Source organism: Polaromonas sp. OV174 (assembly GCF_900112285.1).
Lineage (GTDB): Bacteria > Pseudomonadota > Gammaproteobacteria > Burkholderiales > Burkholderiaceae_C > Polaromonas.
In genome coordinates this window covers 1-22,988 of record NZ_FOKZ01000041.1, presented here as the reverse complement: position 1 = coordinate 22,988, position 22,988 = coordinate 1, and the positions used below count along the sequence as shown (strand labels likewise).

The following is a 22,988-nucleotide window of genomic DNA, read 5'->3' as shown; positions in this document are numbered from 1 at the left end:
GGCACCAAGCGTGAAGACGTGCAGCGCGGCCAAGTGCTGTGCAAGCCCGGCTCCATCAAGCCACACACGCACTTCACCGGCGAAATCTACGTTTTGTCCAAGGACGAAGGCGGCCGTCACACGCCATTCTTCAACAACTACCGTCCCCAGTTCTACTTCCGCACGACGGATGTGACCGGCGCGATCGAGTTGCCAGAAGGCAAGGAAATGGTCATGCCAGGCGACAACGTGTCGATCACCGTCAAGCTGATCAACCCGATCGCCATGGAAGAAGGCCTGCGCTTCGCCATTCGCGAAGGCGGCCGTACCGTTGGTGCTGGCGTCGTTGCCAAAATTATTGCCTAAGCGATTGCAAGTTTGATGCAGGGGTATAGCTCAATTGGCAGAGCGTCGGTCTCCAAAACCGAAGGTTGATGGTTCGATTCCTTCTGCCCCTGCCACCTGGTTTTCGGATATGCCGATGCCGCAGGTGATGTAAATAGCAAGCCCGCCAGGAGTCAAAAACTCCGGTGGGCTTAAGCGTCTGAAGAGACGCATGAAGATAGAACAGGAAATCCGGCAATCATGGCCTCTTCTCAAGTTGAAACCGTCAGTACCAATGCCGACAAAGCCAAGCTGGGCTTGGTCGTTGTCTTGGTTCTGGCTTCCCTTGTCGGTTTTTATCTCCTGGGCAAGCAAGGTCAGTTAGCCCAGTGGGGCGCGCTGATCGTGGGTTTGATCGCGGCTGTTGTTGTTTTTGTGTCGTCGGAGCTGGGTAAGCAGTTTGTGGCTTTTGGCCGCGACTCTTGGCGTGAAGTGCAAAAAGTTGTTTGGCCTGCCCGCAAAGAGGCAATACAAATGACTATTTACGTGTTTGTTTTTGTGGTGGTGATGGCCTTGTTTTTGTGGTTGACCGACAAAACGCTCGAGTGGGTGTTTTACGACCTGATCCTGGGATGGAAAAAATAATGAGCGATCTGAACGACACGGTAGATGGTGAAGTTGCGGCTGGCGCATCCTTTGCTGCCACCCCTGGCATGCAGTGGTATGTCGTGCACGCTTATTCCGGCATGGAAAAAGCCGCGGAGCGCAATATTGTCGAGCGCATCAATCGCGCAGAGATGCAGTCCAAGTTTGGACGTTTTTTGGTTCCTACTGAAGAAGTGGTCGAGATCAAGAACGGACAGAAGAAAACAACAGAGCGCCGTTTCTTCCCTGGCTATGTGCTGGTCGAGATGGTCATGGATGACGAAACCTGGCATTTGGTGAAGCACACCAACAAGGTGACCGGTTTTGTCGGTGGCGCCAAGAATCGTCCGGCCCCGATTTCCGAAGAGGAAGTCCAGAAAATCGTCAACCAGATGCAAGTCGGCACCGAGAAGCCGCGTCACAAGGTTGAGTTTGAAACCGGCGAATATGTCCGCGTCAAGGATGGTCCTTTCACCGATTTCAATGGAACGGTGGAAGAGGTCAATTACGAGAAGAACAAGGTTCGGGTATCGGTTACGATTTTCGGCCGTGCCACTCCGGTGGAGCTGGAATTCAGCCAGATTGAGAAAACCTGATTTCATCCTGTTTTTCAGGGTGGGGCTGATCAGGCGTCAAGCCTGACGGCCGGCAGAAAAAATTTGCGCTTTGCAACTCGGCGCAGAGGATTCTTTTGAATCCCTATTGAGTTGTGCAACCCCGGGGAGCCTGATGCTGTTTTTTGCAGTACTCAGGCGTTATGACCCGCAAGGAGAAAAGTATGGCGAAAAAAATCGTCGGCTTCGTTAAGCTGCAAGTACCAGCTGGCAAGGCCAATCCATCCCCCCCAATCGGTCCAGCGCTGGGTCAGCGCGGCTTGAACATCATGGAATTCTGCAAGGCATTTAATGCCCAGACCCAAGGTGTTGAGCCAGGTCTGCCACTGCCTGTGGTGATCACTGCTTACGCAGACAAGAGCTTCACTTTCATCATCAAGACGCCTCCGGCTGTCACGCTGATCAAGAAGGCTATCAAGCTCGACAAGGGTTCTGCTACGCCGCATACCGCCAAGGTAGGCAAGATCACCCGTGCCCAGCTCGAAGAGATCGCCAAGCACAAGATGAAAGACATGACGGCTGCCGACCTCGACGCTGCCGTTCGTACTATTGCTGGTTCCGCTCGCTCCATGGGCGTGACGGTGGAGGGTGTTGTATGAGCAAGCTGACCAAACGTCAAAAAACCATCGGTGACAAGATCGACAGCAACAAGCTGTACGCCCTGACCGATGCTCTGGGCCTTGTCAAAGAGTTCGCCGTTGCCAAGTTCGATGAGTCCATCGATGTGGCTGTGCAGCTCGGCGTTGATGCCAAGAAATCCGACCAAGTCGTTCGCGGCGCGGTCGTGTTGCCTAACGGCACTGGCAAAACCAAGCGCGTGGCCGTGTTTGCTCAAGGCGCCAAGGCTGAAGAAGCCAAAGCTGCCGGCGCAGATATCGTCGGCATGGACGATCTGGCTGCCGACATCAAGGCCGGCAAGATGGATTTCGACGTGGTGATTGCCTCCCCTGATGCCATGCGTATCGTTGGTACGCTGGGTCAGATTCTCGGCCCACGTGGCATGATGCCCAACCCCAAGGTTGGCACCGTGACGCCAGACGTCGCCACCGCTGTCAAGAACGCAAAAGCTGGTCAAGTCCAGTTCCGCGTTGACAAGGCCGGTATTGTGCACGGCACCATTGGCTTGCGTTCGTTTGACACCGTCAAGCTGCAAGGCAACTTGGCCGCCCTGATTGATGCCCTGCAGAAAGCCAAGCCGGCTTCCAGCAAAGGCGTGTATTTGAGGAAAGTCGCGGTTTCGTCGACCATGGGCGTGGGCGTTCGCGTCGACACGCAAACCATCGCGGCGTAATCGCAAAAATTTGAACGGCTCGCAAGAGCTGTTCAATGTGGTGGGCTGCCGGGGTTTTCCTCTGGCAGGTCATCCAGGACCGTTGGCGTGCCGGCTTGAATGAAATAGTTTCAGGTCAGGTACTTAATCGAAAGACAGCCAACGCAGATGGCGGTCCCGCTGCAGATGGTTTTGAAAAGAATCGGAAACAGTTGGTCGCTGAATATGAGCGTGCCGAATGGCGATGGCGAAAGCCCAAGCCCGATGGCACATTTTTAAGGAGTAGACCTTGAGTCTCAATCGCAGTGAGAAACAAGCCGTCATTGATGAAGTGACAGGCCTCGCCGCTAAAGCTCAAACGCTCGTGATGGCGGAATACCGTGGCATCACGGTCGCTGACATGACCAAGCTGCGCAGCCAAGCCCGCGAAAAAGGCGTGACCCTGAGTGTTCTGAAGAACACCCTGGCTCGCCGTGCCGTGGCAGGTAGCGCATTTGAAGTCGTGTCCGACCAGATGACCGGTCCGCTGATCTACGGCTTTTCCATCGATGCTGTCGCCGCTGCCAAAGTGGTGGCCGACTTCGCGAAAACCAACGACAAGCTGGTGATTCGCGGTGGTGCATTTGGTGGCAAAACCCTGGACGTGAACGGCGTGAAGCAACTGGCCAACATCCCTTCCAAGGAAGTGTTGCTGGCTCAGGTGTGTGGCTTGCTGATGTCGCCCATGTCGCGTACGGCCGTTGTGCTGGGCGCGCTGGCAGCGAAAAAGGGCGGCGGCGAAGCCGAAGCCCCAGCTGAAGCTGAAGCTGTAGCAGCGTAAACAAGACCTTGCGGGATGGTCGGACGCGTTTGGCGCGGACCCTGTCCCCAACTGTTAATAGATACTTTTTAGGAAATCAAAATGGCATTCGATAAAGACGCATTTTTGACCGCGCTGGATAGCATGACGGTCCTCGAACTCAACGACCTGGTGAAAGCCATCGAAGAGAAATTTGGCGTGAGCGCAGCTGCTATGGCAGCTCCTGCTGCTGCTGGCGGTGGCGCTGCTGCTGCTGCTGAAGAGAAGACCGAATTCAACGTCGTTCTGCTCGAAGCTGGCGCCAACAAGGTGTCGGTCATCAAGGCTGTTCGCGAAATCACCGGTCTGGGCCTCAAAGAAGCCAAGGATCTGGTTGACGGCGCTCCAAAGAACGTCAAGGAAGCCGCTCCAAAGGCCGACGCAGAAGCTGCCAAGAAGAAGCTCGAAGAAGCTGGCGCGAAAGTCGAACTCAAGTAATTCTTGCTGTTTGCAAAGGCTGGAAGACCGAAATCGGGCTTCCAGCCTTTCGTGTTTCAAGGCGTACACCGCAAAGCCAGCAAATTAGCCGGTTTTGCGATGTATCCGGAGCACGAAAAAGAGGTTTTGTATTTTGTAGATGCACTGAAAAAAAGATTGCCACAGTCTTTTTTTCAGTGTTTTCTGAATCCCGACTGCAGAAAACGCCTTGGTTCGGGTGATGTGCAATGCATCACCGTCCGCCATGGTTGGTAGTGGCCAACCACCAAGTTGCCTGAATACGTGGTGTATTCGGGTTCGAGAGTCGCCAGAGCCCATCAACGCGGAGAACTCATGGCCTATTCCTATACCGAACGCAAACGCATCCGCAAAAGCTTCGGCAACCGCGAAAGCGTGTTGACTGTTCCCTATTTGCTGCAGATGCAGAAAGATGCATACACCGCATTCCTGCAAGCCGACCGTGCGCCTCAAAAACGTACCATAGAAGGCCTGCAAGCAGCATTTGACAATGCCTTCCCAATCGTCTCGCACAATGGTTTTGTCGAGATGAAGTTCATCGAATACAACCTGGCCAAGCCGGCATTCGATGTACGCGAGTGTCAGACCCGCGGGTTGACCTTCGCGTCGGCCGTGCGCGCCAAAGTGCAACTGATCATTTATGACCGCGAGTCGTCGACGTCGCAGTCCAAGGTCGTCAAAGAGGTCAAGGAGCAGGAAGTCTATATGGGCGAAGTACCGCTCATGACGGACAAGGGTTCTTTCGTGATCAATGGCACCGAGCGTGTCATCGTGTCCCAGCTGCATCGCTCGCCTGGCGTGTTCTTTGAACACGACAAGGGCAAGACCCACAGTTCGGGCAAGCTGCTGTTTTCGGCCCGCATCATTCCTTACCGCGGCTCCTGGCTGGATTTCGAATTCGATCCGAAAGACATCCTGTATTTCCGCGTTGACCGCCGTCGCAAGATGCCGGTCACGATTCTGCTCAAGGCCATCGGCCTGAATCCGGAATCCATTCTGGCCAACTTCTTTGTCTTCGACAACTTCCGTCTGATGGACAGTGGTGCGCAGATGGAGTTTGTTGCCGAGCGCATGCGCGGTGAAGTCGCCCGTTTTGACCTGACCGACAAAACCGGCAAGGTTGTGGTGGCCAAGGACAAGCGCATCACGGTGCGTCACACCCGCGAGCTGGAGCAAAGCGGTACCACCAGCGTCAGCGTGCCCGAAGATTTCCTGATCGGCCGCGTGGTCGCCAAGAACATCGTCGATGCCGATACCGGTGAAATCATTGCCAAGGCCAACGATGAGTTGACCGAGCTGCTGCTGAAGAAGCTGCGCGTGGCCGGCGTGCAAGACCTGCAAGTGCTGTACACCAACGAACTCGACCAGGGTGCTTACATCTCGCAAACCCTGCGTACCGACGAAACGGCTGACGAGTTTGCTGCACGTGTGGCGATCTACCGCATGATGCGTCCCGGCGAGCCGCCTACCGAAGACGCCGTCCAGGCCCTGTTCCAGCGCCTGTTCTACAACCCCGACACCTACGATCTGTCGCGCGTTGGCCGTATGAAGTTCAATGCCCGCGTGGGTCGTGACGACTCCACCGGCCCCATGGTCATGACCAACGAGGACATCCTCGCTGTCGTCAAGATCTTGGTGGACCTGCGCAACGGCAACGGCGAAGTCGATGACATTGACCACCTCGGCAATCGCCGCGTGCGTTGCGTCGGCGAACTCGCGGAAAATCAGTACCGTACCGGTCTGGCCCGTATCGAGAAGGCCGTCAAAGAACGTCTGGGCCAGGCTGAGCAAGAGCCGCTGATGCCGCACGACCTGATCAACAGCAAACCGATTTCGGCTGCGTTGAAAGAGTTCTTCGGTGCTTCGCAGTTGTCGCAGTTCATGGACCAGACCAATCCGTTGGCCGAAATCACCCACAAGCGCCGTGTTTCGGCCCTTGGCCCCGGTGGTTTGACCCGCGAACGTGCTGGCTTTGAAGTGCGTGACGTGCACGTGACCCACTACGGTCGCGTCTGCCCGATTGAAACGCCGGAAGGTCCGAACATTGGTCTGATCAACTCGCTGGCGCTCTATGCTCGCCTGAACGAGTACGGCTTTATCGAAACGCCTTATCGCCGCGTGGTGGATGGCAAGATCACCGATCAGATCGACTACCTGTCGGCCATCGAAGAAGGTAAATACGTGATTGCCCAGGCCAATGCGGCACTGGACAAGGACGGCCGCCTGACCGGCGACCTGGTGTCTGCCCGTGAAAAAGGTGAGTCCATTCTGGTTGGCGCCGAGCGCGTCCAGTACATGGACGTGTCACCGGCGCAGATCGTGTCGGTGGCGGCTTCGCTGGTGCCCTTCCTGGAGCACGATGACGCCAACCGCGCACTGATGGGTGCCAACATGTCGCGTCAGGCCGTGCCTGTGCTGCGTCCTGAAAAGCCGCTGGTCGGTACCGGTATCGAGCGCGTTGCTGCGGTCGACTCGGGCACGGTGGTGACCGCCAATCGTGGCGGCGTGGTGGACTATGTCGATGCGACCCGCATCGTGGTGCGTGTGAATGATGCGGAAGCCCTGGCCGGTGAAGTCGGCGTGGACATCTACAACCTGATCAAGTACCAGCGTTCCAACCAGAACACCAACATCCATCAGCGCCCCATCGTCAAGATGGGCGACAAGCTGGCCAAGGGTGACGTGATCGCCGACGGCGCATCGACCGACCTGGGCGAAATCGCCATTGGTCAGAACATGCTGATCGGTTTCATGCCCTGGAACGGCTACAACTTCGAGGATTCGATCCTGATTTCCGAGCGTGTGGTGGCTGAAGACCGCTATACCTCGATTCATATCGAAGAACTCGTGGTGATGGCTCGTGACACCAAGCTGGGTTCCGAAGAAATTACCCGCGACATTCCAAACCTGTCCGAGCAGCAGCTCAACCGTCTGGACGAATCCGGCATTATTTATGTCGGTGCCGAAGTCCAGCCGGGTGACACGCTGGTGGGCAAGGTCACGCCAAAGGGCGAGACCACGCTGACACCGGAAGAGAAACTGCTGCGCGCCATCTTCGGCGAAAAAGCCAGCGATGTGAAAGACACCTCGCTGCGCGTGAGCCAGGGCTCGCAGGGCACCGTGATCGACGTGCAGGTCTTCACCCGTGAAGGCATTGTGCGCGACAAGCGTGCCCAGCAGATCATCGACGACGAACTCAAGCGTTTCCGCCTGGACCTCAACGACCAGCTGCGCATTGTGGAAGCCGACGCGTTTGACCGTATCGAGAAGTTGCTCAATGGCAAGGTCGCCAACGGCGGCCCCAAGAAGCTGGCCAAGGGAACCAAGATCGACAAGGCCTACCTGGCCGACGTCGAGAAGTACCACTGGTTTGACATTCGCCCGGCAGATGAGGAAGTGGCCTCCCAGCTGGAGAGCATCAAGAACGCCATGGAGCAGACGCGTCACAGCTTTGACCTCGGCTTCGAGGAAAAGCGCAAGAAGCTCACGCAAGGCGACGAGCTGCCATCCGGCGTGCTCAAGATGGTCAAGGTTTACCTGGCGGTCAAGCGTCGTCTGCAGCCCGGTGACAAGATGGCCGGCCGTCACGGCAACAAGGGCGTGGTGTCCAAGATCGTTCCGATCGAAGACATGCCCTACATGGCCGACGGTACGCCGTGCGACATCGTGCTCAACCCTCTGGGCGTGCCTTCACGGATGAACGTGGGTCAGGTGCTTGAAGTTCACCTGGGCTGGGCCGCCAAGGGCCTGGGTCAGCGTATCGGCGACATGCTGCAGGCTGAAACCAAGCTGGCTGAATTGCGTTCCTTCATGGACACGCTCTACAACAAGTCCGGCCGTGCCGAGGACCTGAGCAGCTTGTCGGACAGCGATGTCATCGCGATGGCCAACAACCTGACGGCCGGTGTGCCATTCGCCACGCCAGTGTTCGATGGCGCCTCGGAAGAGGACATCATGACCATGCTGAAGCTTGCCTATCCTGACGATGTCGCCCAGGCCAAGGGCCTGACCGCGACGCGTACCCAGGCTCAGCTGTATGACGGCCGCACCGGCGACGCTTTCGAGCGTACGACGACCGTGGGCTACATGCACTTCCTGAAGCTGCATCACCTGGTGGACGACAAGATGCATGCCCGTTCGACCGGTCCTTACAGCCTGGTCACGCAGCAGCCGCTGGGCGGCAAGGCCCAGTTCGGTGGACAGCGTTTTGGTGAGATGGAGGTCTGGGCGCTGGAAGCCTATGGCGCCGCTTACGTGCTGCAGGAAATGCTCACCGTCAAGTCCGATGACGTGGTCGGTCGTACCAAGGTGTACGAGAGCATCGTCAAGGGCGAGCATGCCATCACGGCCGGCATGCCCGAGTCGTTCAACGTGCTGGTCAAAGAGATCCGCTCGCTGGGTATCGACATGGAACTGGAACGCAGCTAAACAGCGGACAAGAAAAGGATTTAAGTCATGAAATCATTACTCGACCTGTTCAAGCAGTTCACGCCGGATGAGCATTTCGATGCCATCAAGATCGGTATGGCCTCGCCCGAAAAGATCCGTTCGTGGTCTTTCGGTGAAGTCAAAAAGCCCGAAACCATCAACTACCGTACCTTCAAGCCTGAGCGCGACGGTCTTTTTTGCGCCAAGATCTTTGGCCCTATCAAGGACTACGAGTGCCTGTGCGGCAAGTACAAGCGCCTCAAGCACCGCGGTGTCATCTGCGAGAAGTGCGGCGTTGAAGTCACGCAGACCAAGGTTCGCCGTGAGCGCATGGGTCACATCGACCTGGCCGCTCCCTGCGCCCACATCTGGTTTCTGAAGTCGCTGCCATCGCGTCTGGGCCTGGTGCTCGACATGACCTTGCGCGACATCGAGCGTGTGCTGTACTTCGAAGCCTATGTGGTGACCGACCCCGGCATGACCCCGCTGAAGAAATTCAGCATCATGTCGGAAGACGACTACGATGCCAAGCGCAAGGAATACGGCGATGAGTACACCGCCAAGATGGGCGCTGAAGGTATCAAGGACCTGCTTGAAGGCTTGGATATCGACATCGAAATCGACAAGCTGCGCAATGACCTGACCGGCTCCGAAATCAAGATCAAGAAAAACGCCAAGCGCTTGAAATTGATGGAAGGATTCAAGAAGTCCGGCATCAAGCCCGAATGGATGGTGCTGGATGTGTTGCCCGTGCTGCCGCCGGACCTGCGTCCGCTGGTACCGCTGGACGGCGGCCGCTTTGCGACCTCCGACCTGAACGATTTGTATCGCCGCGTCATCAACCGCAACAGCCGTCTGCGCCGCTTGCTGGAACTCAAAGCGCCCGAAATCATTGCGCGCAATGAGAAGCGCATGCTGCAAGAAGCCGTGGACAGCTTGCTGGACAACGGCCGCCGTGGCAAGGCCATGACGGGCGCCAACAAGCGCGCGCTGAAGTCGCTGGCCGACATGATCAAGGGTAAGTCGGGTCGTTTCCGCCAGAACTTGCTGGGCAAGCGCGTCGACTACTCCGGTCGTTCCGTGATTACCGTGGGCCCAACGCTCAAGCTGCACCAGTGCGGTTTGCCCAAGCTGATGGCGCTGGAGCTGTTCAAGCCCTTCATCTTCGCCCAGCTCGAAGTGCGCGGCATTGCCACCACCATCAAGGCGGCCAAGAAGGAAGTCGAATCCGGCACGCCAGTCGTGTGGGACATTCTGGAAGAGGTCATCAAAGAGCACCCCGTGATGCTGAACCGTGCGCCTACGCTGCACCGTTTGGGTATCCAGGCCTTTGAACCCATCCTGATCGAAGGCAAGGCGATTCAGCTGCACCCACTCGTCTGCTCGGCTTTCAACGCCGACTTTGACGGTGACCAGATGGCCGTTCACGTGCCGCTGTCGGTGGAAGCACAGATGGAAGCCCGCACCCTGATGCTGGCTTCGAACAACATCCTGTTCCCTGCCAACGGCGAGCCCTCCATCGTTCCGTCGCAAGACGTTGTGCTGGGTCTGTACTACACGACCCGCGACCGTACCAACGGCAAGGGCGAAGGTCTGGTGTTCTCGGACACCGGCGAAGTTCGCCGTGCTTTTGACGCAGGCGAGCTCGACCTGAATGCGCGCATCAGCGTGCGTCTGACCGAGTGGACCAAGGACAAGGAAACGAACGAGTTCGTGCCTTCGACCAAGCTGTGGGAAACCACCGGCGGCCGGGCTCTGCTGTCCGAAATCCTGCCCAAGGGTCTGCCTTTCTCCAACATCAACAAGGCGTTGAAGAAGAAGGAAATTTCCAAGCTGATCAACGTGTCCTTCCGCAAGTGCGGTTTGAAAGAGACCGTGGTGTTTGCCGACAAGCTCTTGCAGTCGGGCTTCCGCCTGGCAACGCGCGCCGGTATCTCCATCTGTATCGACGACATGCTGGTGCCCAAGGAAAAGCACGAGATCATTTCGCGCGCCCAGAAGGAAGTCAAAGAGATCGAGCAGCAGTATGTCTCGGGTCTGGTGACTTCCGGCGAGCGCTACAACAAGGTGGTGGACATCTGGGGCAAGTCGGGCGACGAGGTCTCCAAGGCCATGATGGCCCAGCTCTCCAAAGAGAAGGTCATTGACCGCCACGGCAAGGAAGTTGAGCAGGATTCCTTCAACTCCATCTACATGATGGCCGACTCCGGCGCTCGCGGTTCCGCGGCGCAGATTCGCCAGGTAGCCGGTATGCGCGGTTTGATGGCCAAGCCTGACGGCTCCATCATCGAAACGCCGATTACCGCCAACTTCCGCGAAGGCCTGAACGTGCTGGAGTACTTCATCTCCACCCACGGTGCCCGTAAGGGTCTGGCTGACACGGCGTTGAAAACCGCCAACTCCGGTTACCTGACCCGCCGTTTGTGCGACGTGGTACAGGATCTGGTGGTGACCGAGGATGACTGCGGCACGCAAGAAGGCTCGCTCATGCGCGCCATCGTCGAGGGTGGTGAAGTCATCGAATCGCTGCGCGACCGGGTTCTGGGCCGCACCGTGGTTGAGGACGTGCTGCACCCTGAGAACCGTGCGGTTCTGACCAAGGCCGGTGTGATGCTGGACGAGGACATCATCGAAGCGCTCGAAGCCGCTGGTGTGGACGAAGTGAAAGTGCGTACCGCACTGACCTGCGAAACCCGCTTCGGTCTGTGCGCCAAGTGCTATGGCCGTGACTTGGGTCGCGGTGGCCTGATCAACATAGGTGAAGCGGTCGGTATCATCGCCGCCCAGTCGATTGGTGAGCCCGGCACGCAGCTGACCATGCGTACCTTCCACATCGGTGGTGCGGCATCGCGTGCGGCCATCGCGTCCAGCGTCGAAGCCAAGTCCAACGGTGTGATCGGTTTCAACGCGCCTATGCGCTATGTGACCAACAGCAAGGGCGACCTGGTAGTGATTGCCCGTTCCGGCGAAATCATCATTCATGATGAGCATGGCCGTGAGCGTGAGCGTCACAAGGTGCCTTACGGTGCAACGCTGACCGTCAAGATCGACCAGACCATCAAGGCTGGTGCGATTCTGGCCAACTGGGATCCGCTGACCCGCCCCATCATTACCGAATTCGCCGGCAAGGTGCTGTTCGAGAATGTGGAAGAAGGCGTGACCGTGGCCAAGCAGGTTGACGATGTGACCGGTCTGTCCACCCTGGTGGTGATCGATCCCAAGCGTCGCGGCGCCACCAAGGTGATTCGTCCCCAGGTCAAGCTGATCGACGCCACCGGCAACGAAGTCAAGATCCCCGGCACCGATCACTCGGTGACGATTGGCTTTCAGATCGGCGCGCTGGTTCAGGTGCGTGACGGTCAGGACGTGGGCCCCGGCGAAGTGCTGGCCCGTATCCCTATCGAAGGCCAGAAGACCCGCGACATTACCGGCGGTCTGCCGCGTGTCGCCGAGTTGTTCGAAGCCCGTACCCCGAAAGACAAGGGCACGCTGGCAGAAATGACCGGTACCGTGTCCTTCGGTAAAGAGACCAAAGGCAAGGTTCGTCTGCAGATCACCGATCCCGAAGGCAAGGTCTGGGAAGACCTGGTCCCCAAGGAGAAGAACATTCTGGTGCACGAAGGCCAGGTGGTGAACAAGGGCGAGTCGATTGTGGACGGCCCGGCCGACCCGCAAGACATTCTGCGTTTGCTGGGCGTGGCCGAGCTGGCCCGCTACATCGTCGATGAAGTGCAGGACGTTTACCGTCTGCAGGGCGTGAAGATCAACGACAAGCACATCGAAGTGATTGTTCGCCAGATGCTGCGCCGTGTGGTGGTTGAGAACGTCGGCGACTCCAGCTACATCGCTGGAGAGCAGGTCGAGCGTTCCGCCATGCTGGACACCAACGATGCCTTGCGCACCGAGGGCAAGATCCCGGCGACCTTCAGCAACCTGTTGCTGGGTATTACCAAGGCTTCGCTGTCGACCGATTCCTTCATCTCCGCGGCTTCCTTCCAGGAAACCACCCGCGTGCTCACCGAGGCTGCCATCATGGGCAAGCGCGACGAGTTGCGCGGTCTGAAAGAGAACGTGATCGTCGGCCGCCTGATCCCTGCCGGTACCGGCATGGCCTACCACGAGGCACGCAAGGCCAAGGACCTGATGGACGACGCCGAGCGCCGCGCCATCGCCGAAGCCGAAGCCGCCGAGCTGGACGCCGTTGCCGTACCGGTTGAAGCCGGCGACGAAAGCCCTGCCACGGAATAAGCCTGGCTGACAACTGACGCTGCACAAAGAGCGTCAAGCCCCGCATCCTGCAAAGGTGCGGGGCTTTTTTTCGTCCCTTGACGCTTGCCGTTGATACTTGCTGATAAATCCTGGAAATTTAAGGAAATAATGAGTTTTACGTATATCTGACGAGCGCTGAAAGCTATTGAATTAATAGCGATTGGCGGCCTGCTGGCTGCGGACTGGCCGCTCGATGGGGGCCGGTGGGCCGACACCCGGAAAAAAGCAGTTAATCTCGCGGCTGCGCCGGCCCGTGTCGCCGGCTATGCGTCCCTTAACTCTTAACTTTGAGGAAGCCTCCATGCCGCCTGTCTCCACCCTGGTTTGGATCGCCGTGTTGGCCTTGCTGGTCTTCTGGGCGGTGGGCGCCTACAACCGGCTGATCAGGCTGAAGAACATCATTGGCAACGCCTTTGGCCAGATCGATGTCCAGCTCAAGCGCCGCTATGACCTGATCCCCAACCTGGTGGACGTGGCCAAAAAATACCTGCAGCATGAGCAGCAAACGCTGGAGGCGGTGATTGCCGCGCGCAATCAGGCGCGCAGCGCCAGCGATGCCGTGCGCAGCCGGCCGGCCAACGCCGCTGCCGTGACCGCGCTGGCCGTGGCAGAGCAGGCGCTGGACGGTAGCCTGGGCCGGCTGTTTGCGGTGGCTGAGGCCTATCCCGAACTCAAGGCCGACCAGACCCTGCGTGAACTCAGCGAAGAGCTCACCAGCACCGAAAACAAGGTCGGCTTTGCCCGGCAAGCCTATAACGATGCCGTGTTGGACTACAACAATGCGCAAGGGCAGTTCCCGGCCTTGCTGATTGCCCGTCTGTTCGGTTTTGCGCCTTCGGCCATGCTGCAGGCCACGGAAAGCGCGACGGAGCGTCAGGCCGTTCGCATTCAGATGTGAATATGGCCCCCACGCTTGTCGCTACGCGTACTGCGCTGCCCCCCGAGGGGGCCGCTGCGCCTGCGGCCCGGCGAAGCCGGTTCCGCGGCCCCTGCTGGTGTGAAGGGCAAACGCCTAGGCTGGTCGCTACGCAGACGCCGCTGCCTCCGGAATTCGCATGGCCAGGTGCAGTGGCGCCCGTTTTTTCAAGTACCGGCCGCAGGACCGGCTTTGCCGGACTGCAGGCGGGGCGGCCCCCTCGGGGGGCAGGAAGCTACGCGCAGCGAGCGACCGTGGGGGCCGAATAGATGCGATTTTTTGAGCGACAGGAAGCCGCCCGAGCCCAGACCCTGCGCTTGCTGTTGTTGTTTGGCCTGACGCTGCTGGCCTTGCTGCTGGCCGTGAATGCCGCGCTGGCGCTGACCTGGCGCGTGCTCACGCCCGGATTCAGCAGCTATCCGGCTTATTTCTTTAGCGTCAACACGGCCGTGACGCTGCTGTTTGTGCTCGGCGGCTGGTGGCTGGAAACCTCAAGCCTGCATGGCGGTGGTGAACGGCTGGCGCGCCGCGTCGGTGCGCGCGAGGCCTGGCCCGCCAGCCGCGAGGCCGAGCAAAAGCTCTGCAACATCGTCAGCGAGTTGGCCATTGCCGCCAGCATCAAGCCACCACTGGCCATGGTGCTGCCGCGCGAGGACAGCATCAACGCCTTTGCCACGGGCTGGGATGAAGACGATGCCGTGGTGGCCGTCACGCAGGGCGCGCTGGAGCAGCTGACGCGCGATGAACTGCAAGGCCTGGTGGCACACGAGTTCAGCCATCTGCGCGAAGGCGATACGCGCCTGAACATGCGGTTGGCCGGCATGGTGTTCGGGCTGGAGATGATCTTCAATCTGGGCCGCAGCATGTGTGAAACCGATAACGAAGGGCGCTACTCCTTGCTGGCGCTGCCCGGTTTCGCCATCATGCTGACCGGCTCTTTGGGCTGGCTGGCGGGGCGGGTGTTGAAGGCGGCGGTGTCGCGTCAGCGCGAGTATCTGGCCGACGCACGCGCGGTGCAGTTCACGCGCAGCAAGGACGGGCTGGGTGGTGTGCTGCGCAAGGTGGCGGGGCAGCAGGCCGCGCATCAGGGCCCGTCAGGCCGCTTGCATCCGGCGGTGCAACATATGCTGCTGGTCAACACCGCGGCCAAGGACCGCTGGCTCGCTACCCACCCACCACTGGCCGAGCGCATTCGCCGCATCTATGGCCGACCTATGACGGCGCTACGCCGCGACGACCACGTCGCCACGCGGCCTGATGCGCTCTTTTGATACGGCTGGCCGCGCGTCGCCGTGGCATAAGCACATGGCGAATGATTGGAAGGCCGACAGGTCGGTACCCGCCAGCGTGCTGGATACTCCCTATGGAGCGCGCGGGGTCGCGCGTTAAATTATCAACTCAATGAATTACCGCTCGAAACCGTCAGGAGAAGTCATGAAAATTAAAACCGTTGCAGGCCTCGCGATGTCGCTCGTCTGCCTGTTGGCCAGCCCGCTGGCGCAGGCGCAAAACGCCGCCGGCCAGCAAGCGCTGTACAACAAAAGCCTGGCCGCCAGTTGCGCCAACTGCCACGGCACCAATGGCAAGGCGGCTGAAGGCAGCAGCGTGAGCGGACTGGCCGGACTCGACCCGGCTTTCATCGTGGCCCAGATGAAGGCCTTCAAGTCCGGCACCCGCCAGGCCACGGTGATGCACCAGATCAGCAAAGGTTATAGCGATGCCCAGATTGAATCGCTTGCCAGTTTCTTTGCAGCCCAGAAAAAATAAGCGCCACAAGGATAGAACATCATGAACAGCTCTCTTCACTCCGCGTCACGGCCCGGCTTCAAGCGCCGCTCCCTGTTGCAGTCCGGTGCGGCCCTGGGCCTGCTGGGACTGGCCGGCTGCGCCAGCACCGCCGGCATTCCGACCAAGGCCAAGGTGGTGGTGATAGGCGGCGGCTACGGCGGCGCCACGGCCGCCAAATATGTACGCCTGCTCTCCGACAACAAAATCGATGTGCTGCTGATCGAGCCGCAGGCGGCCTTTGTTTCCTGCCCGATTTCCAATTTGCTGCTCAGCGGCAACAAGCAACTGGCCGACATCACCACCCCCTATGCGGGCCTGACCAGAAACCACGGCATCACCGTCGTCAAGGATTACGCCAGCGCCATTGATGCGGTGAAGAAAACCGTCACGCTCGCCGGTGGCGCCACCATTGCCTACGACAAGCTGGTGGTTTCGCCCGGCATCGAGTTGCAATTCGGCAGCATAGAGGGCCTCAAAGAGGCCAACGCCTCGGGTCAGATCTTGCAGGCCTGGAAGGCCGGCGCGGAAACCGTGGCACTGCGCAAGCAGCTCGAGGCCATGCCCGACGGCGGCGTCTATGCCATCACCATTCCCGAGGCGCCTTATCGTTGCCCGCCCGGCCCCTATGAGCGCGCCTCCGTGGTGGCGGCCTACTTCAAGGCCGCCAAGCCACGCAGCAAGGTCTTGATTCTCGATGCCAATCCGGACGTCACCTCCAAAGGGCCGCTGTTCAAAAAGGTCTGGGCCGAGCAGTACAAGGGCATTCTTGAATACCGCGGCCAGCACAAGGCCACGGCGGTTGATGCAAAAACCGGCACCATCAAGTTCGACGTGCAGGACGATGTCAAGGCGCAGGTGCTCAATGTCCTGCCTGCCATGCGCGCCGGCACCATTGCCGTGCAGGCCGGCCTGAACAACCAGGCCAATCAGCGCTGGTGCGGCGTCAACTATCTCACCTTCGAATCCACCGCCGCCAAGGATGTGCATGTGCTGGGCGACTCCATCCAGATCGCCCCCGGCATGCCCAAGAGCGGCCATATGGCCAACAACCACGGCAAGGTGGCGGCGGCGGCCATTGTGGCGCAGCTGTCGGGCTGGGAGGTCAACCCCGCGCCCATGCTGACCAATACCTGCTACAGCTTTGTCGACAACCAGCGCGTGATTCACGTGGCCAGCGTGCATGAATACGTGGCGGCTGAAAAAACCTTCAAGACGGTGGCCGGCTCCGGCGGTGTCAGCGCCGGTCCGACCGAACTCGAAGGGACGTATGCGCTGAGCTGGGCGCGCAACATCTGGGCCGATACCCTGGTGTAGTGGCCCCCACGGTCGCTCACTAACTCCCTGCACCTTGCAGGCCGCCGCTCGCCGGAGGCTTCGCTTCTGGCGCCCGTCCAAACCTGCTCAAGCAGGTTCGGAGCCACGGGCACCAGCCCCGAGGGGGCCGCTGCGCCTGCGGTCCGGCGAAGCCGGTCCCGCGGCCCCTGTTTGAAAATACCTCTCAGGCTTGCATTTCGGGTGCATGGTCTGCCGGCTGGTCTAATACAGGCCATGCAAGAAAACCTTACCCAAGTCCCCCTGTGGCGCCAGCTCCAGGGGGCTGCTTCTTTATTGTTGGCCGTTCGAGACGGCCAGTCCATGACGGCCGCGCTGGAAGAGGTTGACGCCACGCTCCGTCCCGGCGTTCAGTCGCTGGGCTTTCACGCGCTGCGCTGGCTGGGCCGCGCCGAAGCGCTGCGCCGGCAACTGGCCAAGCGCCCGCCGCCAGCCGAGGCCGATGCCTTGCTGTGCGTGGCCCTGGCCCTGATCTGGACCGATCAGGATGCCCCTTACAGCGCGCACACCCTGGTGGACCAGGCCGTGGAAGCGGCCAAGCGCAGTGACGCCACCACCCATCAGGCCAGCTTCATTAATGGCTGCCTGCGCCGCTTTCTGCGCGAGCGTGAGGCATTGGTGGCGGTGAGCGAGAAAAGCCCGCAAGCCGTCTGGAACCATCCGCAATGGTGGATAGATCTAGTGCGCAAAGACCACCCGGCGCATTGGCAGGCGATTTTGCATGCCAACAACCTGCGGGCCCCCTTGATTCTTCGGGTTAATGAACGAAAAACGACTCAAGCCCAATATCTGCAAGCGCTGGCAGCTATCAATATAGAAGCGGCTCCGGTAGGCAAGCAGGGCGTGATCCTGACCGAGGCGCGTCCCGTGACGGTGCTGCCGGGCTTTGCGGAGGGGCATTTTTCGGTGCAGGACGCCGCCGCCCAACTGGCCGGCCCCTTGCTGCTGGACGGCTTGGCGAGCCCTCAGGCGGGCAGTCGCCTGAATATTCTCGATGCCTGCGCCGCCCCCGGTGGCAAGACCGCTCACCTGCTGGAGCTGGCCGACTGCGAGGTGACGGCGCTGGACATCGATGGCCGGCGCTGCCAGCGCATCGGGCAAAACCTGCAGCGCCTGGGCCTGCAGGCGGCGATCAAGGTCGGTGATGCGGGCCAGCCCGACGCCTGGTGGGATGGCCGGCGCTACGACGCCATCTTGCTGGACGCACCGTGTACCGCCTCGGGGATTGTGCGCCGCCACCCCGACGTGCGCTGGCTGCGCCGGCCCACCGATATTGTTCAGCTGGCTGACATCCAGGCGCATTTGCTGCAAACCTTGTGGCCCTTGCTCAAAGCCGGTGGTCGTTTGCTCTATTGCACCTGTTCGGTTTTCAGGGCCGAAGGTGACACACAGATACAAACGTTCCTTGCGCACCACACCGATGCCCTATTAATGCCCTCACCAGGGCATTTGCTGCCGCAAAGTGGCGCAGAGGCGGGCGTCTTCCCGGACAATTTGATGCGTGAGCACGATGGGTTTTATTACGCACTTCTTGAAAAACACAGTCCTTCATAGCGTTACGCGCTGGTTGCTGGGCTTGTGTCTGTGCGTGCTGTGGCTGCCCGGCCAGAGCGTGGCCGCCAGCACCGAGATCAGCCAGCTGCGCGTGGAGCGCGCCGAAGACGGCGTGTATCTGTCGGCCCTGGTCCGGTTTGAGCTGCCCTCCGTGGTGGAGGATGCTTTGCTCAAGGGCATTCCGGTGTTTTTTGTGGTCGAGGCCGATCTTTACCGCGAGCGCTGGTATTGGGCCGATAAGCAGGTGGCCAGTGCCGCGCGCACCCTGCGCCTGGCCTACCAGCCGCTGACGCGGCGCTGGCGCGTCAACATCGCCTCGGGGCTGATCACCAGCTCGGCCGGCCTGCGCGCCTCGCTGAATCAGAATTACGAAACCATGGACGAAGCCCTGGCGGCGATACAGCGCGTGGCGCGCTGGAAAATTGCCGAGGCTGCCGACGTGGATCCCGAGGCCGAATACAAACTTGATTTGAATTTCCGGCTCGATCTGTCGCAGCTGCCGCGGCCCTTCCAGATTGGCGTGTCCGGGCAGCGCGACTGGACGATTTCCGCGCAACTCAAAGAGCGGCTGAAGCTGGTGCCTGTCGCCGCTCCCGTCAGCAGTACCGAGAGCGTGAAATGAGTTTGCCAGGCCGGCTCGCCCCGCTGAAAAGCAGCCAGGCTTTTCGCTGGACCATGGGCGTCGGCGTGGGCACCGTGGTGGCGTTGGGTCTGGTGTTGCTGTTTTTGCTGACCCAGGCGACCGGTAATCGCGATCTCTACGAACGCAATTACGCGCTGCTGTTCGGTCTGAACGTGGCCGTGGCCAGCCTCTTGCTGCTGGTGATCGGCTGGATTGTGCTGCGCCTGGCGCTGCGCTTGCGCCGGGGCCGTTTTGGCAGTCGCTTGCTGGTCAAGCTGGCGGCCATTTTTGCACTAGTCGGTCTGTTGCCCGGCCTGATGATTTATGTCGTGTCTTACCAATTCGTATCGCGCTCCATCGAAAGCTGGTTTGACGTGGAAGTGGAGGGGGCGCTGGCCGCCGGCTTGAATCTGGGCCGAACCACGCTGGACACCCTAGCGGCGGACCTGGGCAACAAGACCAGGCAGGCCGCCACGCAACTCGCGGATACCCCCGACACCATGGCCGGGCTGGCGCTGGAACGCATGCGCGACCAGTTGTCGGCCAGCGATGTGGTGCTCTGGAGCGCTTCCGGCCAGCTGATTGCCAGCGCCGGTGAAACGCGCTTTTTACTCAAACCCGAGCGACCCTCGGCGCAGCAATTGCGCAACGCGCGCAGCCAGCGCGTCACCACCCAGATTGAAGGTCTAGACGAGATGCCGACCGGCGGCAATGGTGAGCTGAGCGCCGGCGGCGACAGCGCGGGGGCTGCTGCGCCTGGCCTTGGGGTCAACACGGCGCCGCGCGTCAAAGCCCTTGCCGTGGTGAATAACCCGAATGTCGGCGTGCTGGGGCAGGCTAGGTACCTGCAGGTGACGGCATTGCTGCCGGCCGGTCTGGTGGCCAACGCGGTCGCCGTTCAGGAGGCCAACCGCCAATACCAGGAGCGTGCGCTGGCGCGTGGCGGGCTGCGCAAGATGTACATAGGCACACTCACGCTCAGTCTTTTCCTGGCCGTGTTCGGTGCGGTGCTGCTGGCGGTGCTGCTGGGCAACCAGTTGGCCAAGCCGCTGCTCTTGCTGGCCGAGGGCGTGAAGCAGGTGGCCTTGGGTGACCTGACGCCCAAGGTCGCGCTACAGGGCAAGGACGAACTGGGCGGGCTGACGCGCTCGTTTGCCGACATGACGCAGCAGCTGGCCGATGCCAGATCGGCGGTGCAGCAAAGCATGAGCCAGGTCGATGCCTCGCGTGCCAACCTGCAAACCATTTTGGACAACCTCACCGCCGGCGTGATCGTGCTGGATGTGAGTGGGCGTATCCAGTCCAGCAATCCCGGCGCCACCCGCATCCTGCGCGCGCCGCTGGCCGATTACCAGGGCCAGTCGTTGGGCGAAGTCCCCGGCCTGGAGCTGTTTGCCAAGGATGTGCTGGTCCAGTTTGCCGACTACCTGCGTGACAACGCGCCGCAGGGTCAGGCGCACTGGCAGCAGTCGTTTGAGCTCCATGCCGTTGGCCATGGCGCCGACGACAACGCCATCACCGTGATCGCGCGCGGCGCCAAAATGCCGGGCACCGAAGAGTATTTGCTGGTGTTTGACGACATCTCCGAAATGGTGTCGGCCCAGCGAGCCCGGGCCTGGGGCGAAGTGGCGCGCCGGCTGGCGCACGAAATCAAGAACCCGCTCACGCCCATACAGTTGTCGGCCGAGCGCCTGGAAATGAAACTCACCGGCAAGGTTGGCGAGCCCGAGCAGGCGCTGCTGACCAAGTCCGTCAAAACCATTGTTGACCAGGTCGATGCCATGAAACGCCTCGTCAATGAATTTCGCGACTATGCTCGCCTGCCCGCTGCCGAGCTGACGTCGGTGGATCTGAATGCCCTCATCAACGAAGTGGTGCACTTGTACGCCAGTGAAAACGCCGTGGTGCCGGTGCAGATCGATCTCGACGCCGCCGCACCACCGATCAAGGGCGATGCCCAGCAGCTGCGCCAGGTCATTCACAACCTGCTGCAAAACGCACAGGACGCCCTGGAAGGCCAGGCGGACGGCCGCATCATTCTGAAGACCGATTACCTTGATGGCTCCGGCCGCGTGCGCCTGAGTGTGCGCGACAACGGTGCCGGCTTTCCAGAGCACATCCTTAAGCGAGCCTTTGAGCCTTACGTCACCACCAAGCTCAAGGGCACCGGCCTGGGGCTGGCGGTGGTCAAGAAAATCGCCGACGAACACGGTGCGCGCATCGATATTTCAAACCGCGTGGTAGAGGGTCAGCTGCAAGGTGCGCAAGTGTCGCTATCATTTGCGGTTGTGGCGTAGCAACAGTTTTCGCTACGCCTTTGCATCCATAACAACAATAGGCAGGACAGCAATTCAATCATGGCAAATATTTTGGTGGTCGATGACGAGCTGGGCATACGCGACCTGCTCTCAGAAATTCTCAATGACGAAGGTCATCAGGTCGAGCTGGCTGAAAACGCCGCGCAGGCCCGTGCCGCCCGTGGCCGGATCCGGCCAGACCTGGTGCTGCTGGACATCTGGATGCCAGATACCGATGGCGTGACGCTGCTCAAGGAGTGGTCTTCCAGCGGCCTGCTCACCATGCCCGTCATCATGATGAGTGGTCATGCCACCATAGATACCGCGGTCGAGGCCACCAAGATAGGCGCGATGGCCTTTCTGGAAAAGCCGATTACCCTGCAAAAACTGCTCAAAGCCGTCGAGCAGGGGCTGGCCAAAACAGTGGCCCGCAAACCCGGCGCCTTGACCCCGGCCATGCCGATGAATGAGTTCAGCGCTGAGACCATTGTGTCGGGTGGCGTGTTGGTCGAGCCCGTCGATAGAGGGCCCCAGGCCACGCAAAGTTTTTTACTGGAAAAGCCGCTGCGCGACGCGCGCGATGAGTTCGAGAAGGCCTACTTTGAATTCCACCTGGCCAAAGAGGGTGGTTCCATGACCCGGGTGGCTGAAAAAACCGGGTTGGAGCGCACCCATCTGTATCGCAAATTAAAGCAATTGGGTGTCGATCTCACGCGTGGAAAACGCAGCATTTGAACGTTAATCGGCGACTTTGGCCGAAAGCCCTTTTTACTGATATATAATTTAAGGCTCAGGCCCGGTAGCTCAGTCGGTAGAGCAGAGGATTGAAAATCCTTGTGTCGGTGGTTCGATTCCGCCCCAGGCCACCAGTCAAGCCTTCAAGGCATAAAAAATCCGCTAAGGCGGTTTTTTTATTTCCGGTAGTTCAGCATCAATAAAGCAAACACTTTGCTTGTTGAAACGCTAATGGTTTTCATCGCAGTTTTCGCTGTTGAGAAATCCTGGGACGTTAGCTCAGTTGGTAGAGCAGCGGACTTTTAATCCGTTTGTCGTGGGTTCGACCCCCGCACGTCCCACCAGTATTTATAAGGGCTTAGCCGCAAGGCTAGGCCCTTTTTACTTCTGGACGTGACAAAAACGTGACCAGATTCCCTGAGCGTTCAGGCTTCAAGCGAACAATGTGCGTTGCGGCCATGGTCAAGACTTCTTTTGCATCTTCATTTAAGGGAACTCCCTTCGGCGTGCCATTCTTGGTTTCATTGAGCCAGGTGGGGCACACAACAGCGAATCTCTCAGAACCCACCACTGACCCGTCCTGCCATAGGTTGACACCTATGAAGCACAAATAGCCGAGCCGATGAGGCCAGCTAAAGACGCCCGATGAGCCTCATCGGGCGTTTTCAATTGTAGGGATTGGTGCGGCCTTTCCTGGTTATAGATTTGTACGGCCTGCTGAACCATGCGGCTGGCCTGGCTCAGGTCGGCCGGTCGATGCAGCAGGAACTCCATCTTCAGGATTCCGTTAACCCGCTCGGCCAGCGCGTTCTGGTAGCAGTCGTAGCCGTCGGTCATTGAGCACTTGATGCCGTGACGCCGATGGATTTCCTGATAGTCATTTGAGCAATACTGGATGCCCCTGTCGGAGTGATGCACCAG

At 59.7% G+C, this 22,988-nt stretch carries 18 protein-coding genes, 3 tRNA genes and 1 pseudogene; 21 read left to right on the top strand and 1 reads right to left on the bottom strand.

Annotated elements, in window-relative coordinates; all coding sequences use genetic code 11:
• The 21 genes and pseudogenes from tuf to BM160_RS21010 form a co-directional block, all read left to right on the top strand.
• Positions 1–345, top strand: a pseudogene (tuf, locus tag BM160_RS21105) (elongation factor Tu); the annotation flags it as partial.
• A 19-nt stretch (positions 346–364) separates the two neighbouring features.
• Positions 365–440 (top strand) — tRNA-Trp (locus BM160_RS21100).
• A 124-nt stretch (positions 441–564) separates the two neighbouring features.
• Positions 565–948 (top strand): preprotein translocase subunit SecE, encoded by a 384-nt coding sequence (gene secE, locus BM160_RS21095; RefSeq protein WP_092008128.1) that lies wholly within the window; start codon positions 565–567, stop codon positions 946–948.
• Entirely contained in the window at positions 948–1,544 is a 597-nt protein-coding gene (gene nusG, locus BM160_RS21090; protein WP_092008127.1) for a transcription termination/antitermination protein NusG, read from the top strand. Before secE ends, nusG begins: the two co-directional genes overlap by 1 nt.
• A gap of 182 nt (positions 1,545–1,726) precedes the next feature.
• Complete coding sequence (gene rplK / locus BM160_RS21085; RefSeq protein WP_092008129.1) at positions 1,727–2,161, top strand: 50S ribosomal protein L11; 435 nt, start codon at positions 1,727–1,729, stop codon at positions 2,159–2,161.
• Entirely contained in the window at positions 2,158–2,853 is a 696-nt protein-coding gene (gene rplA, locus BM160_RS21080) for a 50S ribosomal protein L1 (RefSeq protein ID WP_092008126.1), read from the top strand. Before rplK ends, rplA begins: the two co-directional genes overlap by 4 nt.
• Before the next feature lie 268 nt (positions 2,854–3,121).
• Positions 3,122–3,652 (top strand): 50S ribosomal protein L10, encoded by a 531-nt coding sequence (gene rplJ, locus BM160_RS21075; RefSeq protein WP_092008125.1) that lies wholly within the window; start codon positions 3,122–3,124, stop codon positions 3,650–3,652.
• 81 nt (positions 3,653–3,733) lie between these two features.
• Positions 3,734–4,108 carry a 50S ribosomal protein L7/L12 gene (gene rplL, locus BM160_RS21070; protein WP_092008124.1) on the top strand — a complete coding sequence of 125 codons (375 nt, stop codon included), beginning with the start codon at positions 3,734–3,736 and terminating at the stop codon, positions 4,106–4,108.
• 3 nt (positions 4,109–4,111) lie between these two features.
• Complete coding sequence (locus BM160_RS22440) at positions 4,112–4,363, top strand: hypothetical protein (protein WP_143093312.1); 252 nt, start codon at positions 4,112–4,114, stop codon at positions 4,361–4,363.
• A gap of 78 nt (positions 4,364–4,441) precedes the next feature.
• The gene (rpoB, locus tag BM160_RS21065; protein WP_092008123.1) at positions 4,442–8,554 is read left to right on the top strand and encodes a DNA-directed RNA polymerase subunit beta; all 4,113 of its coding nucleotides are present in this window, start codon (positions 4,442–4,444) and stop codon (positions 8,552–8,554) included.
• Positions 8,555–8,581: 27 nt separating this feature from the next.
• A complete protein-coding gene (gene rpoC, locus BM160_RS21060; RefSeq protein ID WP_092008122.1) occupies positions 8,582–12,802 on the top strand; it encodes a DNA-directed RNA polymerase subunit beta' in 4,221 nt (1,406 codons plus the stop codon).
• A 322-nt stretch (positions 12,803–13,124) separates the two neighbouring features.
• Positions 13,125–13,721, top strand: coding sequence for a LemA family protein (locus BM160_RS21055; RefSeq protein ID WP_092008121.1), 597 nt, complete (start codon positions 13,125–13,127; stop codon positions 13,719–13,721).
• A 287-nt stretch (positions 13,722–14,008) separates the two neighbouring features.
• Complete coding sequence (locus tag BM160_RS21050; protein ID WP_092008120.1) at positions 14,009–15,010, top strand: M48 family metalloprotease; 1,002 nt, start codon at positions 14,009–14,011, stop codon at positions 15,008–15,010.
• A 163-nt stretch (positions 15,011–15,173) separates the two neighbouring features.
• The gene (locus BM160_RS21045) at positions 15,174–15,506 is read left to right on the top strand and encodes a c-type cytochrome (protein WP_092008119.1); all 333 of its coding nucleotides are present in this window, start codon (positions 15,174–15,176) and stop codon (positions 15,504–15,506) included.
• A gap of 21 nt (positions 15,507–15,527) precedes the next feature.
• The gene (locus BM160_RS21040; protein WP_092008118.1) at positions 15,528–16,841 is read left to right on the top strand and encodes an NAD(P)/FAD-dependent oxidoreductase; all 1,314 of its coding nucleotides are present in this window, start codon (positions 15,528–15,530) and stop codon (positions 16,839–16,841) included.
• Between the two features lie 234 nt (positions 16,842–17,075).
• Complete coding sequence (gene rsmB / locus BM160_RS21035; RefSeq protein ID WP_092008117.1) at positions 17,076–18,413, top strand: 16S rRNA (cytosine(967)-C(5))-methyltransferase RsmB; 1,338 nt, start codon at positions 17,076–17,078, stop codon at positions 18,411–18,413.
• A complete protein-coding gene (locus tag BM160_RS21030; protein ID WP_255369034.1) occupies positions 18,391–19,035 on the top strand; it encodes a DUF4390 domain-containing protein in 645 nt (214 codons plus the stop codon). The genes rsmB and BM160_RS21030 overlap by 23 nt, the downstream gene beginning before the upstream one ends.
• On the top strand, positions 19,032–21,332 hold the full coding sequence (locus BM160_RS21025; protein ID WP_092008115.1) for a sensor histidine kinase: 2,301 nt from the start codon (positions 19,032–19,034) through the stop codon (positions 21,330–21,332). The genes BM160_RS21030 and BM160_RS21025 overlap by 4 nt, the downstream gene beginning before the upstream one ends.
• A 60-nt stretch (positions 21,333–21,392) precedes the next feature.
• Positions 21,393–22,067 (top strand): response regulator, encoded by a 675-nt coding sequence (locus tag BM160_RS21020; RefSeq protein WP_092008114.1) that lies wholly within the window; start codon positions 21,393–21,395, stop codon positions 22,065–22,067.
• Positions 22,068–22,125: 58 nt separating this feature from the next.
• Positions 22,126–22,201 (top strand) — tRNA-Phe (locus BM160_RS21015).
• 134 nt (positions 22,202–22,335) lie between these two features.
• Positions 22,336–22,411 (top strand) — tRNA-Lys (locus tag BM160_RS21010).
• 253 nt (positions 22,412–22,664) lie between these two features.
• Here the strand turns inward: BM160_RS21010 and BM160_RS21005 are convergent.
• Positions 22,665–22,988 (bottom strand): integrase core domain-containing protein (locus BM160_RS21005; protein WP_143093311.1); only part of this gene is annotated, 324 nt, incomplete at its 5' end.